The organism is Mumia sp. zg.B17, from assembly GCF_019550915.1.
Taxonomy (GTDB): Bacteria; Actinomycetota; Actinomycetes; order Propionibacteriales; family Nocardioidaceae; genus Mumia.
The window spans coordinates 288,382-302,934 of sequence record NZ_JAHWCI010000006.1; the positions used below are offsets into that span (position 1 = coordinate 288,382).

The 14,553-nt window shown below is 72.0% G+C and carries 14 protein-coding genes; 7 read left to right on the forward strand and 7 right to left on the reverse strand.

Annotated features, from left to right (window positions below; translation table 11 throughout):
- Positions 1 to 13: 13 nt before the first annotated feature.
- From KV097_RS09800 to mraZ, 4 genes are all read right to left on the reverse strand, one after another.
- Positions 14 to 1,753: a penicillin-binding protein 2 gene (locus KV097_RS09800; RefSeq protein ID WP_220365773.1), complete on the reverse strand. Its 1,740-nt coding sequence runs from the start codon at positions 1,751 to 1,753 to the stop codon at positions 14 to 16.
- Positions 1,750 to 2,199, reverse strand: a complete 450-nt coding sequence (locus tag KV097_RS09805) for a hypothetical protein (RefSeq protein ID WP_220344384.1) — start codon at positions 2,197 to 2,199, stop codon at positions 1,750 to 1,752. Before KV097_RS09805 ends, KV097_RS09800 begins: the two co-directional genes overlap by 4 nt.
- Positions 2,196 to 3,146, reverse strand: coding sequence for a 16S rRNA (cytosine(1402)-N(4))-methyltransferase RsmH (gene rsmH / locus KV097_RS09810; protein WP_220347048.1), 951 nt, complete (start codon positions 3,144 to 3,146; stop codon positions 2,196 to 2,198). Before rsmH ends, KV097_RS09805 begins: the two co-directional genes overlap by 4 nt.
- A 216-nt stretch (positions 3,147 to 3,362) precedes the next feature.
- A complete protein-coding gene (gene mraZ, locus KV097_RS09815) occupies positions 3,363 to 3,794 on the reverse strand; it encodes a division/cell wall cluster transcriptional repressor MraZ (RefSeq protein WP_220344382.1) in 432 nt (143 codons plus the stop codon).
- 380 nt (positions 3,795 to 4,174) lie between these two features.
- Here mraZ and KV097_RS09820 point away from each other — a divergent pair, with 380 nt between their 5' ends.
- Genes KV097_RS09820 through KV097_RS09830 form a run of 3 tightly spaced genes read left to right on the forward strand, consistent with a single transcriptional unit; the run spans position 4,175 to position 8,722 of the window.
- Positions 4,175 to 5,170, forward strand: a complete 996-nt coding sequence (locus KV097_RS09820) for a MoxR family ATPase (RefSeq protein WP_220365774.1) — start codon at positions 4,175 to 4,177, stop codon at positions 5,168 to 5,170.
- A gap of 1 nt (position 5,171) precedes the next feature.
- Positions 5,172 to 6,410: a DUF58 domain-containing protein gene (locus KV097_RS09825; RefSeq protein ID WP_220344380.1), complete on the forward strand. Its 1,239-nt coding sequence runs from the start codon at positions 5,172 to 5,174 to the stop codon at positions 6,408 to 6,410.
- Positions 6,407 to 8,722 carry a DUF3488 and transglutaminase-like domain-containing protein gene (locus tag KV097_RS09830; RefSeq protein WP_220365775.1) on the forward strand — a complete coding sequence of 772 codons (2,316 nt, stop codon included), beginning with the start codon at positions 6,407 to 6,409 and terminating at the stop codon, positions 8,720 to 8,722. The genes KV097_RS09825 and KV097_RS09830 overlap by 4 nt, the downstream gene beginning before the upstream one ends.
- 64 nt (positions 8,723 to 8,786) lie before the next feature.
- Here the strand turns inward: KV097_RS09830 and KV097_RS09835 are convergent, their stop codons facing one another.
- Entirely contained in the window at positions 8,787 to 9,188 is a 402-nt protein-coding gene (locus KV097_RS09835; protein WP_220344378.1) for a DUF3040 domain-containing protein, read from the reverse strand.
- Between the two features lie 147 nt (positions 9,189 to 9,335).
- Between KV097_RS09835 and KV097_RS09840 the strand changes: the two genes are divergently transcribed.
- The 3 genes from KV097_RS09840 (at position 9,336) to KV097_RS09850 (ending at position 12,164) form a co-directional block, all read left to right on the forward strand.
- Positions 9,336 to 10,157 carry a L,D-transpeptidase family protein gene (locus KV097_RS09840; protein WP_220365776.1) on the forward strand — a complete coding sequence of 274 codons (822 nt, stop codon included), beginning with the start codon at positions 9,336 to 9,338 and terminating at the stop codon, positions 10,155 to 10,157.
- A gap of 44 nt (positions 10,158 to 10,201) precedes the next feature.
- Positions 10,202 to 10,678, forward strand: a complete 477-nt coding sequence (locus KV097_RS09845; RefSeq protein WP_220365777.1) for a YbaK/EbsC family protein — start codon at positions 10,202 to 10,204, stop codon at positions 10,676 to 10,678.
- 205 nt (positions 10,679 to 10,883) lie between these two features.
- Entirely contained in the window at positions 10,884 to 12,164 is a 1,281-nt protein-coding gene (locus KV097_RS09850) for an FAD-dependent oxidoreductase (protein WP_220365778.1), read from the forward strand.
- A 10-nt stretch (positions 12,165 to 12,174) separates the two neighbouring features.
- On the opposite strand, the gene KV097_RS09855 is transcribed toward KV097_RS09850, so the two are convergent.
- A complete protein-coding gene (locus KV097_RS09855) occupies positions 12,175 to 12,453 on the reverse strand; it encodes a hypothetical protein (RefSeq protein WP_220344374.1) in 279 nt (92 codons plus the stop codon).
- Between the two features lie 65 nt (positions 12,454 to 12,518).
- On the reverse strand, positions 12,519 to 13,409 hold the full coding sequence (metF, locus tag KV097_RS09860; RefSeq protein ID WP_220344373.1) for a methylenetetrahydrofolate reductase [NAD(P)H]: 891 nt from the start codon (positions 13,407 to 13,409) through the stop codon (positions 12,519 to 12,521).
- 86 nt (positions 13,410 to 13,495) lie between these two features.
- On the opposite strand from metF, the gene KV097_RS09865 reads away from it, so the two are divergent.
- Positions 13,496 to 14,551, forward strand: coding sequence for a polyprenyl synthetase family protein (locus KV097_RS09865; RefSeq protein ID WP_308289392.1), 1,056 nt, complete (start codon positions 13,496 to 13,498; stop codon positions 14,549 to 14,551).
- Positions 14,552 to 14,553: the final 2 nt, after the last annotated feature.

The following is a 14,553-nucleotide window of genomic DNA, read 5'->3' on the forward strand; positions in this document are numbered from 1 at the left end:
AGCGTATCGAGTCTCACCACTTGACCGGCGTCCTGGGCGCACGCGACCCGCTCGGCGCGATGCCGTAGCGCTGCAGGGACTGCTGCATGATGTCTCGGAAGACCGGGCCTGCCGTGCCGCTGCCCGATCCTCCCCCCTGCGGGTTGTCCAGCACGACGTAGGTGAGGAAGCGCGGCTTCTCCGCGGGCGCGAACCCGATGAACGACACGGTGTTCTCGCCGCGCACGTACCGCCCGGTGTCGGGGTTCACCCGCCAGGCGGTGCCGGTCTTCCCGGCGACCCGGTAGCCGGGGATCGACACGTTGGGCGCCGACCCCCGCGGCGAGGTGACCGCCTCCATCATCGTCGTGACCATCGACGCGGCCTCGGGCGAGACGACCTCACGGGACTCGGGCGCCTTCCGCGGGACCGTGGTGCCGTCGGCACGACGGACCTCGGTGACCAGGGTCGGGCTGGTGTAGCGGCCGCCGTTGGCGATCGCTGCGACCGCGGCGGTCTGCTGCATCGCCGTCACCGAGATCCCCTGACCGAACGAGATGGTCGCGTGCTGCGCCCTCGACCACCGCTCCGCCGGGGTGAGGATGCCTCGCGACTCCGATGACAGCCCGACGCCCGTGGGCTGACCGAACCCGAACTTCGTCAGGTAGTCGTGCATCGTCGCGTCGTCCATCTGCTGGGCCAGGGCGATCGTGCCGAGGTTGGACGACTTCGCCACCACACCCGCGGCGGTGAGCCGCAGGCGTCCGTGGTCCCACCAGTCGCTGATCGTGAACCCGTCGAGACGCAGCTCGCTGGGCACCCGGACCTTGGTCTGCGGCGTCACGAGACCGGCGTCGGCGAGCGCGGCCATCGTGACGACCTTCTGCACCGAGCCCGGCTCGTAGACGTTCTGCACGGCGCGGTTGTTCATCGACGCCGGCGTGACGGTCGAGCGGTCCTCGGCGTCGAACGTCGGGAGCTGCGACAGCTGCAGCACCTGCATCGTCTCGAGGTCGACCGTGATCGCGACGCCCCAGTCGGAGTCGCTCGCGCGCACGGCCGCGGCGAGACGCTTGTCGGCGTACCACTGGAGGTCGCGGTCGATCGTGGTCACCACGTCGGCGCCAGGCACCGCCTCCTTCATCGTCTGACGCGCCAGCGGGATGCGTACCCCCTTGGGGGAGGTCTCGTAGGTCGCCTTGCCGTCGCTGCCCGTCAGGTCGTCGTCGAACGCCTTTTCCAGCCCGCTGGTGCCCTCGCCCGTCTCACCCGAGACCAGGCCGATCAGCGTGGCGCCGAGAGTGCCACCGGGGTACGTCCGGACCGCGTCGCGCTCCGTCGTCACACCGTTGAGGAGGCCAGCGTCGGCGAGCTTCGCCATCGCGCTGCTGGCCTGGTAGGCCGGGACCTTGCGGGCGACGTAGACGAACTGCGTCCCCTCGCGTCGCAGCTTCGTCACCGTGTCGAAGTAGTCGACGCCCAGCTCCGCGGCGAGGATGCTCGCAATCTCGGTGGCCGGCTTGGCGGTGAACCTCGGGTTGGCGATGATCGACTGCGCGTCGAGCGAGGTGGCCAGAGGTTCACCGTCGCGGTCGAGGATCCGCCCACGGTCGGCGTGCAGCACCGTCGGCTGCACCGTCTCCTTCAGAGCACGCTCGGCGTACGCGTTCGCGTCGACACCCTGGATCTGGAAGAGGCGGCCGGCGAAGATCACGAGGAGGGTCGCGACGACCACGAAGCAGAAGCGCGCACGGTTGCGGACCGCCGGACTCACTCGCGGGCTCCCACGGCGGCCGGCGACGGCCCTCCGACCCCGGAAGGGCTCTCGCCCCGGGCGGCGGGCTCCGGGTCGCCGACGACCTTCCCGTCGGAGAGTCGCAGGAAGACGGGAGTCGTGTTGGGCACCATGCCGAGCTCTGCGGCTCGCTCCGCGAGTGCCGCCGGGGTCGCACGCTCCTCGACCTCGAGGGACAGCTGGGCGTGCCTGCTCTGCAGCGTCTCCGCCTCCTTCTCCAGCTCGGCGAGCTGGAAGGCGCCGTTCTGCATCGAGGTGTTGAGGAGCAGCAGACCGACGAGCCCACCGGCGAGCAGGGTGACCACGAGGAGCACGAAGGGCGCGCGCGGCGAACGGGGGCGAGCGGCCGGGACGACGCGCAGGGGACTGCGCGTCGGCTGCGGACGACCCGGCGCCCGGCGCGGAGCGCTGTGGACGACACTCATGCTGCCTCCTTCACTCGCTCGACGACGCGAAGCCTGACGGGCTTCGCGCGGGGGTTCTGCTCGATCTCGGCCTCCGACGCCGTCTCGGCGCCGCGGGTGACGAGTCGGAACCGGGGCTCGAGGGCCTCGGGGACGACGGGGAGTCCTGGCGGGACGTCCAGCCGGGTGACCTTCGCGAACGCCTGCTTGACGATCCGGTCCTCGAGGGAGTGGTAGGCCATGGACACGACTCGACCACCGAGGCCGACCGCGTCCAGCGCGGCCGGGACAGCACGCCGGAGCACGCCGAGCTCGTCGTTCACCTCGATGCGCAGTGCCTGGAAGGTCCGCTTGGCGGGGTTTCCGCCGGTGCGCATCGCCGCCGCGGGGAGGGCCTCGCGGACCAGCGCCACCAGTTCGTCGCTCGTGCGCAGGGGTGCTTCGGCCCGCCTCCGTACGATCGCGTCGGCGATCCGCCCCGCGTGCTTCTCCTCGCCGTAGGTCCGCAGGATGCGGGCCAGGTCGTCCCGGCTGTAGGTCTCGAGGACCTCCGCCGCGGTCGTCCCCTCACTCCCCATGCGCATGTCGAGCGGAGCAGGGCGGGAGTACGAGAAGCCGCGCTCGTCGAGGTCGAGCTGCATCGAGGAGACGCCCAGGTCGAACAGGACGGCATCGACGTGGGAGCGCCCGGCCTCGGCGATCGCCTCCTCGAGCTGGTCGTACACCCCCTCGAAGAAGGTCACCCGGTCTCCGAAGGGAGCGAGGCGCTCGCGAGAGCGCCGGAGGGCCTCGGGATCACGGTCGATCCCGATCAGCTGCACGCCGGCGAAGCGCGACAGCACCGCCTCCGCGTGCCCGCCCAGGCCCAGCGTCGCGTCGACCAGGACCGCGTCGCTTCCGGCCAGGGCGGGCGCGAGGAGCTCGACCGTCCGATCCAGCAGCACCGGTACGTGCTTCGTCTCACCCATGCGTCCCGGCCCCGGGACGTCCGACCACCATCTCGACCCCTCGTTCCGTGTGGTTCAGCGTTGTGTGCGCCTCGATCCGCTACCCGTGCGGTCTGATCGCGGGTGGTTCGTCCGGCCAGGTCCCTGGCCGCTTGCCCTGGGAAGTCACCTCTTGGCACCGGGGAAGTGGAGCCAGGAGGTGGAGCAAGCGGCCCAGAGGCCTCGACGGACGAGCCTCTAGAGCAGTCCCTCGATCACCTCCTCCGAGAGGGTCGCGAAGCTCTCCTCCTGCTCGTCGGAGTACTCCGCCCAGCGTGCGGCGTCCCAGATCTCGACCCGCTCCATCGCCCCGACGACCACGCAGTCGCGGTCGAGCCGGGCGTAGTCACGCAGAGGTCCCGGGACGGTGATGCGGCCTTGCTTGTCGGGAACCTCGTCCGAGGCGCCCGAGAACAGGACGCGGACGAAGTCGCGAGTGGCCTTGTTGGTGAACGGCGTCTTGCTGATCCGGTCGCTGAACTCCTGGAAGCTCGCCTGCGGCCAGACGTAGATGCAGCGGTCCTGCCCCTTCGTCAGCACGAGACCCTCCGTGAGCCGGTCGCGGAACTTGGCGGGGAGGAACAGGCGACCCTTGTCGTCGAGTCGAGGCGTGTATGTGCCGAAGAACATCGCACCGCACACTCCCTCGTCTCGCGCCGCCGAACCGGACACCCGAGGACCCGAAAGTCGATGACCGGCTGTTGCTCCACTTTGCGCCACCATACTCCACAACGCACCACGAATGCCGATCTTGCACGTCGGCGCGCCCTCCTGACGCCGTCGCGCACGAGAGGGCAGGTCAGGCGTCGATGCCTCGCGATCGCTGGAATCCCAGGCACTCCCCTGGCCGTGGCGCAGAGGATGGGGAAGAGTGGAGGAGAAGTGGAGGACGAGAGCGCGCGCTCCGCGTTCCGAGGTGGCCCGTTGGGACGCGCGGGTAGTCTCGGAACCTCCGGGGGGTGATCGCGTCATCTCCCGACCGAGCCCCGCTGGAGCCCCAGGAGACTGCCGTGACGACGACACCTCGCCGAGAGCCGGCCGCCCCTCCCGCGCCGGACCAGACCGACGAGCTCGTCGTCGCCGCGCAGCGTCTGGTGGACAACGTCGGGACGGTGATCGTCGGCAAGGCCGACGTCGTCCGCACCGCCGTCATCGTGCTCCTCGCCGGCGGACATCTCCTCCTCGAGGACGTCCCCGGAGTCGGCAAGACGATGCTCAGCAAGGCGCTCGCGCGATCCATCGACGGGTCGATGCGGCGGATCCAGTTCACTCCCGACCTACTCCCCAGCGACGTCACCGGCTCGTCGGTCTGGGATCCGGCGACCCGCACCTTCGAGTTCCGGCAGGGCGCGGTGTTCGGCAACGTGGTCGTCGGAGACGAGATCAACCGCGCGTCCCCCAAGACGCAGTCGGCGCTCCTGGAGTGCATGGAGGAGCGTCAGGTCACCGTCGACGGCACCTCGTACCCGCTCGACGACCCGTTCATGGTCGTCGCCACCCAGAACCCGCTGGAGATGGAGGGCACCTACCCGCTGCCCGAGGCGCAGCGTGACCGGTTCATGGCCCGCGTGGCGATGGGCTACCCGTCCGCCGATGCCGAGGCGGCGATGCTGCGCGAGCACGGCAGCACCGACCCTCTCGCCGACCTCGTCCCGGTGACCGACGTCAAGCAGGTGGCCGACCTCGTCGCCACCGTGCGCACCGTCCACGTCGCGCCCGCCATCGAGAAGTACGCCGTCGCGCTCACGACCGCGACCCGCTCCTCGCCCCGCCTGCGGCTCGGCGCCTCCCCGCGCGCCACGCTGCACCTCGTGCGTGCGGCTCGCGCACGCGCTGCGCTGGAGCGGCGTCCGTACGTCCTGCCCGACGACGTCTCGACCCTGGCCGTCCCGGTGCTCGCTCACCGTCTGCTCCTGTCCCCCGACGCCGTCGTCGCGGGTTGGCAGGCTGCCGACGTCGTCCGCGAGGTCCTGTCCGACGTCCGCGTGCCCGACCCTGGGCGATGACGTGCGCTCGACGCTCGGTGCTCTGACGTCGCGCGGCCGCGCGTTCCTGGCCGCGGGGACCACCGTGGTGCTCGGGGGCATGTTCCTGGGACTCGACCTCCTGGTCCGCATCGGCGCCCTCGCGCTCGCGCTGCCGCTGCTGGCGGTCATCGCGGTCGCTCACAGCCGGAGCACGGTGGGCGCCAGCCGCGAGGTGTCGCCGGCGCGGGTGCCTGCGGGCACGGACGTCGACGTGTCGCTCGACCTTTCCGGCCGTGGTCGAGGCACGTCGGGCACCCTCCTCCTGGAGGACCGGCTGCCCGACGCCCTGGGGGGCGACCGCCGCTTCGCCGTCGACACGGTCGGAGCGCGGTGGCAGTGCCCGGCCCGTTATCGACTGGTTCCTCGGCGGCGCGGCTTCTATTCCCTGGGTCCCCTGTCGGTCCGGGTCGGAGACCCCTTCGGCTTCCTGTCCGTCCGCAAGACCTTCCACACCACGACGCCCCTCGTCGTCACCCCCACCATCCACCCGCTCGGCCGGCTGTGGGCGGGAGGCGTGGGGACCGAACAGGGAGAGCACCGGGTCCGGCTCGGCTCGAACGGACGCCCCGACGACGCCTCCGTACGCGAGTACCGCATCGGCGACGACCTCCGCCGCATCCACTGGCGCACGACGGCGCGGACCGGAGAGCTGATGGTCCGCCGCGAGGAGGAGGGTCGCCACGCCGACGTCACCGTCTACCTCGACACCCGCCGCCACGTCCACCGCCCTGGCTCGGACGGCTCCTTCGAGTGGGCGGTGTCGGCAGCCGCCTCGGTCGTCGCCCACTTCGCCGGCAACGGGTGGGACGTCCGTCTGATCACCGACACCACCGACTCCCACGACTCCGCACGTGACGAGCTCGGCCTGATCCTCGACGACCTGGCCGCCGTACGCATGTCGGCCCGGCGCGGGAGCGACCTGGTGCCCGCCGACGTGATGGCGTCGCGAGGAACGGTCGTGGCCATCGTCGGCGGAGCAGACCCGGACTCGCTGGAGCACGTCAACCGGTGCTCGCTCGGCGCCGGACGGCGACTGGCCCTGGTGCTCGACGGCGACGGCTGGCTGCGCGGGGCCCACGGTGGTTCGGGCACCGCGGCCGACCTCGCCTCCTCGGCACGCGCGCAGGGTTGGGCCGCCACGGCGGTCGGCGGCGGCGACACGGTGGGCGAGGCGTGGCACGCCCTTGCGGCCCAGTCCACGAAGGATGCGGTGCGATGAACGCGTCGGTGGCGCACACGTTCTGGGTCGGGCTGTGGGTGTGGCTGCTTGCGGTCACGACGGGAGCCGCGTTCTCGCCGCTGGTGGCCGACAGCCGCTTCCTGCTCGAGGGCGCGCTCGGCGCCGCGGCCGTGGTCCTCGTCGGCGTCGTCGTCCGCGCGGCAGGCGGACGCCGACCCGTCGTCGTCGCCGCGCAGGCCGCGGTGACGCTCGGGTGGCTCACCGCGGCGTACGGGGCAGGCACCGGGATCGCCGGGGTGATTCCTACCCCCGACACGCTCGAACGTGCCGGTGCCCTGGCCGAGGCGACCTATCTGCACGCCCAGCGATATGCGGCGCCTGTCCCCGACACCGCGGCGCTCACCGCGACCCTCGCCGCCCTCGTCATCGTCCTGGCGCTGGTGATCGACGTCCTCGCCGCCGAGCTGCGATGGACGCCGGCCCTCGGGCTCGTCCTCCTCGCCGTCGTCATGGTGCCGGCGACCCTCCTCGAGGGTCGCTCGCCGCTCCTCGTGTTCGTCCTGGGCGCTGCGGCGTACGCCGGCCTGCTCGCCGTCACGCGCAACGACGACGGCCGTGCCTGGGGACCGCGCGTCACCGCGGTCGGCTCCCAGCCGCGGGACCCCGTCGACTCCGCGGTCGGGCACGTGCGCGCGTCGATTCCCGCGGTCGGGATCGCGATCGGCGCGATCGCCGTCGCCCTGGTCGTCCCCCTGGTCACGCCGACCGCCGGTGAGAGCTTCCTCGACGGGGCCGGCTCGGGTGCCGGATCCGGCATCGGCACGGGCCTCGACAACCCGGTGCTCGACATGCGCCGCAACCTCCGCGGACAGAGTCGCGACGTCCTCCTGACGATGACCGAGGAGAAGGACGCGCCCCGGCCGCGATACGTCCGGCTCGCCTCGATGCAGTCGGTCGGCGACCAGGGGTGGACCCTCGGTGACCGCGTCGGTGCCGGCCAGCAGCTCGACGACGACCTCCCGTCGGTGCCGGGTCTCAATCCCGGCGTGCCGACGACGACAGCGCGCTACCGGACCGCGGTCTCACCCGGGTTCGAGACGCGCTGGCTCCCCCATGTCTATGCTCCGACCGCCGTGAGGCTCGAGGACTCCTCCGGTGTCGAGATCAACCGGAGCATGCTCGACATCAGTCGCCTCCCACGTCTCGGGTCCTTCGCCGGAGCGTCCTACGACGTCGAGGTCATGGTCGCGCGTCCGACTCAGGCCGACCTGCGCACCGCTCCTGCCTCGACGCTGACGATGTCGTCCTACGTCGATCTCCCCTCCTCCACGCCGGATGTCGTGAACGAACGCGCGGAGGAGGTCACCGCCGGCGCGTCCAACGCGTTCGACCGTGCCCTCGCTCTCCAGCGGTGGTTCCGTCAGGACGGTGGCTTCAAGTACTCGCTCGCCCAGCGCCCCGGATCGGGGATGGAGACGATCGAGGCCTTCCTCACCGACGATCGGGTCGGCTACTGCGAGCAGTTCGCCACCGCGATGGCAATGATGGCCCGGTCGTTGGGGATCCCCTCACGCGTCTCCGTCGGCTTCCTCTCCGGTGAGCCCGCCCGTCAGAAGGGCACGTGGGTCTTCCGGGGAACCGCCATGCACGCGTGGCCCGAGCTGTACTTCGCGGGCGTCGGCTGGATCGGCTTCGAGCCGACACCTGGCGGCAGCGGCTACACACCTCCGACGTTCGCCGAAGGCTCGGCCGACCCGCAGGAGGCTCCGGACCCGTCAGCAGACCCGACGGCGCTGCCGACCGGCGCCGCGTCCCCGGCTCCGGGCAGCGCTGAGGCAGACGCCGCGGGGGACGCCGCTGACGGCGGAGGGTCGTGGGTGCCCGTGGCCCTCGTGGTGCTCGGGCTCCTCACGGTCGCGCTCGCCGTCCCCGCGGCCGTCCGCACCGCCCGGCGACGCCGTCGACGCGCGGCCCACGACGATCCGGCGGCGGCAGCCGAGGACGCCTGGGCAGAGGTCCGCGACACCGCGACCGACCACGGGATCGGTTGGACCGAAGGCGTCTCACCGCGAACGTCGATCGCGCCGCTGCGGGCACGGCTGGACGACGACCCGGTGGCGCGAGAGGCGATCGACACGCTCGTCGACGCGGTCGAGCGCAGTCGCTACGCGCCTGTCTACGAGCCGGCAGACCTCACCGCGGTGGTCGACCACCTTGTCGGTGCGACGGCGGCCAGCGTCACGCGCCGGCAGCGACTGGGTGCCGCGGTGCTCCCCCGGTCGGTCCTCGTGCCGGCCGAGCGGCGTGTCGGGGTCCGGGAAGAGGACGAGGTTCTTTCGCTGCGGGAGTAGCCCGCGGGGCGAGAGTCGGAAGCTCGGTCCCGAGCGTGCACGCCCGCTCAGGAGGCCGCAGCCGTCAGGAGCCGGAGTCGTCGCGCCGGCGGCGCCAGCGCTCCTCCATGCGGTGCATGAAGGAGTCCGAGGTGCTGCCGCTGCCCTGCTTCGGACGCGGCGGCGCGGTCTGGGTGGACTCGTCAGGTCCTTCGACGTCACGCGAACGCCACGTCGTGAGGAAGAAGTAGGCGCCCGCGACCATGAGGGCGAACCCGGCAACTCCGACGGGCGTCGAGGCGGCGATCACGCCGATCATCAGCATCGCGACCCCCGCGACGAAGCCGATCGACGCCAGGACGATGATCCGGCGAGCGCGGGCTCGGAGCTTCGAACCGCGCAAGGTCGAAGCGAGTCGCGGGTCTTCGGCAGCAAGCGCCTGCTCAAGTTGCTCGAGCAGTCGCTGCTCTTCCTCTGAGAGCGGCACTTCGGGCCTCCCCTGAACTCGACCGGCGGTTGCCGCCGGACCTTGGGTGTCCAGTCTAGGCAGGCGTCATCGGCTGCGCCACAGCACGGGCTATTGTTTGTGCGCAGGGGGGCAACGGCTCCCGTCTGCCATCCCGGAAGGACGCCGATGCGCCGGTCCACCACCCTTGTCTGCTCTGCCGCCCTGGCCTTCTCAGGACTCGCTCTCGGCGCTGGGTCGCCGGCGAGCGCAGCCCCGGCCGCCGTGGTGCCGGCCGTGGTGTCACCGGCCGCCGTCGGCCAGTCCACGGTCGCGGCCGCGCCGGCAGCCCTCCGCGCAGCCAAGCCCTCCCGCAAGGACCGGTTCTACCGGGCGACGACGCGTCCGGGCGACCGCGACCGGTCGGTGACGTCGATCAAGCACGTCCGCGAGCTCCAGTACCGCCTGCGTTGGGCCGGCGTCTACGGAGGCTCGGTCAACGGCGTCTACACCGCCCGCACCGCGAAGGCCGTCAAGAAGTTCCAGAAGCGCCACGGGCTCAAGCGCTCGGGCGTGGCGAACACCGCGACCTGGAAGCGCCTCATCCAGAAGACGGTGCGTGGCAAGTCCAAGATCCCCAAGCGGTGCAAGTCGTCGGGCTGGAACGCCTGCTACGACCGCCGTCGGCACCAGGTCGTGCTCTACCGCAACGGCACGCTGTGGAACAGCTGGCTGGTGCGTGGCGGCGCCGCCTCGTCGAAGACCCGCACCGGCAAGTTCACCGTGTTCTCCCGTAGCAAGAACCACGTCAGCTCGATCTACGAAGCCAAGATGCCGTACGCGCAGTTCTTCTCGGGCGGTCAGGCCTTCCACGCCTCCTACCTGATGATGGACCCCTTCGTCGGGCACAGCCACGGCTGCGTGAACCTCTACATCCCCGACGCCAAGCAGCTGTGGGCGCTGACCTCCAACAAGAAGCTCAAGGTGACCGTCTACGGCGCCTGGAGCTGAGGGCGCCGGCGAGCGCTGGCCCCCACAACCAGTACGGTCGCCCGATGACTGCGACACATCCGAGGGTCCAGCAGGTGATCCAGGCCCTTGCCGATCGTGGGGTCGTCGACGAGGTCGTGCGGATGCTGCCCGACTCCGTACGTACGGCGCAGGAGGCGGCCGACGCACTCGGCGTCGACGTCGCCGCGATCGCCAACAGTCTCGTCTTCGACGGCGGGGGCGAGGTGGTGCTTGTCCTGACCAGCGGCGCGCACCGCGTCAACACCGAGGCCCTGGCTGCCGCCCACGGACTGCCGACGCTCGAGCGTGCCCGGCCCGAGGCGGTCCGGGCCGCGACCGGCCAGGTGATCGGCGGGGTGGCGCCGGTCGGCCACCCCGCACCGCTTCGGACCTTCGTCGACCTCGCCCTGAGGGAGCACGAGGTGGTCTGGGCGGCGGCCGGCCATCCGCGCGCGGTGTTCGCAACCTCGTTCGACCAGCTCGTCGCGATCACGGGCGGCACTCCCACCGAGGTCGCCTGACCCGGCAGCGCCGATCACCCGGAGACATGGAGCTGCCCGCCCGGCTCGACCCCCGACGCGAGCCGGACGAGCAGCGTCGCCACCATCGTCTCGCGCGTGAGCGCCGATCCACATGAGCATTCGTACTCAGATCGTGACCTGAGCGAGGACCGCGACGTGCACGTCGGCGCGTCGGCGCGTCGGCGTCGCTCGGTAGCCTGACCCGGTGGCTGACGTGGTGGTGGTCGGGGGCGGGTTCGCGGGCATCTCTGCTGCGGTCCGCCTGGCCAAGATGCGGCACCGCGTCGTCCTGCTCGAGGCCGACGACCGTCTCGGTGGGCAGCTCCGGCCGTACGAGGCGGGAGGCTGGTCCTTCGACCACGGGTGGTCGGAGCTGACGCTGCCCGCGACGGTGCGTGACCTCTTCAAGAAGTCCGGCCGGCCGCTCGAGCGCGTCCTCGACCTCGAGCCTCTTGCCGTCGCCCGGCGGCATGTGTTCGACCGCGACCTCGTTCTCGACCTTCCCTCCGGCAGCCGGGGAGCCCAGACCGACGCGATCGACGCCGTGCTCGGCCGTGGCACGGGCGAGCGGTGGACCCGGTGGCTCGACGGGTTCGACGACGCGTGGGAGGTGCTGCGCCACGTCGCGCTCGGCCGGCCGCTGGCCGGACGCGACGACTTCGACCGTGAGCAGTGGCGGACGCTGCGGACGCGCCTGTCGCTCGAGCGCGCGGCTCGACGCGGTCTTCGCGATCCTCACCTGCGCGCGCTCGTGCTCGACCGCCACCGGCTCGACGGGCAGCAGCCCCGTTCGATGCCCGCCTTCCTCGGGGTGTACGACCTGGTCGAGCGTTCGTTCGGCCGCTGGCGGATCGCCGGCGGCTCGACGGCCCTCCTCGCGGCGCTCGAGCGACGGCTGGAGGAGCGGCGGGTGGAGATCAGGCTCGGCGTGCGTGCCCACGACGTGACAGGGACCGACGTCGTCGACGGTGTCCTCACCGACGACGGCAGGGTCGGCGCGGACGTCGTCGTGTGGGCAGCCCCGACCGGACCGGGCGGGCGGTCGGAGACCGACGCCCTCCCCCGGGTGCCGTCGGCGGTCACCTACCTCGGCCTGGGCCCGTACGCCCCCCGGCTGGCTCAGCAGACGGTCGTCCACGGCACCCCCGTCCGGGTCACGCCCAGCGCTACGCACACGGGCGACGGGCAGGCATGGACGGTCGAGCACCTCGCCGCCGAAGACCCCGTGCTGACCTTGCGCCGGGTCGGGATCGACGTCGGCGACCACGTCGTCCACCGGGAGGACGTGAGCCCGGTCGACGTGGCGCGCCGCCACGGGGCGCGCCACGGCTGGCAGTGGTCGGGGTGGCGTACGGCGTTCACGCTCCCCGGGGTCGGGCCGGAGCGACGCGGCCTGCTCCGGGTCGGCGTCAACGCCCACCCAGGCCCGTCGACCGAGCTGGTCGCACTCGGGACCGCCGCGGCGGCCGAGACCCTCCGACCATGAGGCCGACCGCTCAGCGGCGCCCGTGGGTGCCGGTGTGGCTCCACTCCTGACGGAGACCGGTGACGAGCGAGCCGAGATAGTGGGGACGCTCGATGCCGTCGTCCTCGACGCCACAGGTCGCCACCCCCAGACCGACGCTCACCAGGCCGCTGGTCCACCACGCGACGACGAGGAGGCCCCCGTGGACGCCTCCGTGGAAGTACAGGTAGGCGCAGCCGACGAACACGACGGCCCCGATCAGACCGCCGAGCACCAGCATCCCCCGCTTGCGGTGCTGCTCCCGAGTCACAACGTCAGGATCGCACCGCTGGGGTCCACGCGCCGGACGCAGGCGATGGCCGCGCGTGTCGCAGGTCACATCACGGGGAGCGGAGCGAGGCTCTCGTAGATGCGCCGAGTCGCCGTCGAGCGGTTGAGCGTGTAGAAGTGCAGGCCCGGCGCCCCGCCCTCGAGGAGCGCGTCGCACAGCTCGGTCGCGACCAGCGTCCCCTCCGCACGCAGGCCGTCGGGATCGTCGGCCCACGGCTCCAGCCGTGAGACCACCGACGGCGGCACGTCGTGACCCGAGAGCTCGGCCATGCGGGAGATCTGCTTGAGGTTCGTGATCGGCATGATGCCCGGCACCACGGGGATCTCGCATCCTCGGGCGCGGACGCGCTCCACGAGCGCGAAGTAGTCCTCGGCGAGGAAGAAGAAGTCGGTGACCACGAACTCCGCCCCGGCGCGGGCCTTGGCCACCACGACGTCGGCGTCCGCCTCCAGGCTGGAGGACTCGCGGTGTCCCTTCGGGTACGCCGCCGCACCGACGCAGAAGGTCCCCAACCCCGCGACCAGGGCGACCAGCTCGTCGCCGTGGTCGAGGCCGCCCGGGTGCGGCGTCCAGGGCGCACCGGGACCTCCGACCGGGTCACCGCGCAGCGCGAGGATGTTGCGCACACCCGCGGCCGCGTACTGGCCGAGCACCGTACGAAGGTCGTCGCGCGACTGGCCGACGCAGGTCAGGTGCCCCATCGGGCGGAGCGTGGTCTCGGTGGCGATGCGCTCGGTGATGCGCACGGTGCGGTCACGGGTGGACCCGCCGGCGCCATACGTCACCGAGACGAACGTCGGGTGCAAGGGCTCCAGCTCGCGGATCGCCGTCCACAGCGCGCGCTCGCCGGCGTCGTTCTTCGGCGGGAAGAACTCGAACGAGAAGCTCGGCGCCGAGGCGGCGATGTCCTCGCTGAGACGGCGGGCGGTCGACATGACCTCACTTTAACCGGGCGTACGGCCGCAGGCGGCGTTCCGGCCGAGTCGTGGACGTCGGCGTGGACGTCGGTAGGGTGGAGATCGTGTCCGACTCCCCCGACCTCTCGACCCGGGTCGGTGAGGAGCTCCAGGCCTTCGCGGCCGCCCAGCGCGAGCGACTCGCCCCCCTCGGGCCCCGCCTGATCCCCTTCCTCGCCGCCGCGTCGGAGGCCGCGGCAGGCGGCAAGCGTCTCCGCGCGGCGTTCTGCCACGCGGGGTGGGTCGTCGGCGGCGGGACCGGCGACGACGCGGCAGTCGCTCGCGCGTCCGCCGCCCTCGAGTGGCTCCAGGCGAGCGCGCTCGTGCACGACGACGTGATCGACGCCTCGCTGACTCGGCGTGGCAACCCGTCCGCGTACGCCGCCTTCGCGATCGCCCACCGAGCGGCCGGCTGGTCAGGAGACCCCGACGCGTACGGCACCGGGGCGGCGCTCCTGCTCGGCGACCTCCTGCTCTCCTGGTCGGACGAGATGTTCCGTACGTCCGGGTTCGCACCCGCCGTCGTCGCACGGGCCACCCCGTACCTCGATGCCTGCAAGACCGAGGTGGTCTCGGGCCAGTTCCTCGACCTCGTCGGCCAGGCGATCGGCGAGAGCTCGGTCGAGGAGGCGCTGCGAGTGGTGCGCTACAAGGCGGCGAAGTACACCGTGGAACGCCCCCTCCACCTCGGTGCGGCCCTGGCGGGGGTCGGTCAGGACACGATCGACGCGCTCAGCGAGTACGCCGTCCCGCTCGGCGAGGCGTTCCAGCTGCGCGACGACGTGCTCGGCGTGTTCGGCGACCCGGCGGTCACCGGCAAGCCGGCCGGCGACGACCTCCGCGAGGGCAAGCAGACGGTGCTCGTCGCGCACGCCTACGAGCGGGCGACGAGCGAGCAGCGCGCGGCTCTCGACGGAGGGCTCGGTGATCCGTCTCTCACCCCGGAGGCGGTCGACCGCCTCCGCGACGTGATGCGTGACACCGGTGCCCTGGCTCGGCTCGAGGAGGACATCGTCGCCCTCGAGGACCGGGCGTCAGCCGCGCTCACGCATCCGCGGCTGGCGCCGTACGCCGGGTTGCTCTCGGATCTCGCGACCCGCGCGGTGCGTCGCTCGGCCTGAGC

What these genes read in the sequence shown, in the direction of transcription:
- mraZ (WP_220344382.1), bottom strand. Translation starts at nt 3,794, where the DNA reads ATGTTCTTCGGCACATACACGCCTCGACTCGACGACAAGGGTCGCCTG.
- KV097_RS09830 (WP_220365775.1), top strand. Translation starts at nt 6,407, where the DNA reads ATGAACGCGTCGGTGGCGCACACGTTCTGGGTCGGGCTGTGGGTGTGG.
- KV097_RS09805 (WP_220344384.1), bottom strand. Translation starts at nt 2,199, where the DNA reads ATGAGTGTCGTCCACAGCGCTCCGCGCCGGGCGCCGGGTCGTCCGCAG.
- KV097_RS09845 (WP_220365777.1), top strand. Translation starts at nt 10,202, where the DNA reads ATGACTGCGACACATCCGAGGGTCCAGCAGGTGATCCAGGCCCTTGCC.
- rsmH (WP_220347048.1), bottom strand. Translation starts at nt 3,146, where the DNA reads ATGGGTGAGACGAAGCACGTACCGGTGCTGCTGGATCGGACGGTCGAG.
- metF (WP_220344373.1), bottom strand. Translation starts at nt 13,409, where the DNA reads ATGTCGACCGCCCGCCGTCTCAGCGAGGACATCGCCGCCTCGGCGCCG.
- KV097_RS09840 (WP_220365776.1), top strand. Translation starts at nt 9,336, where the DNA reads ATGCGCCGGTCCACCACCCTTGTCTGCTCTGCCGCCCTGGCCTTCTCA.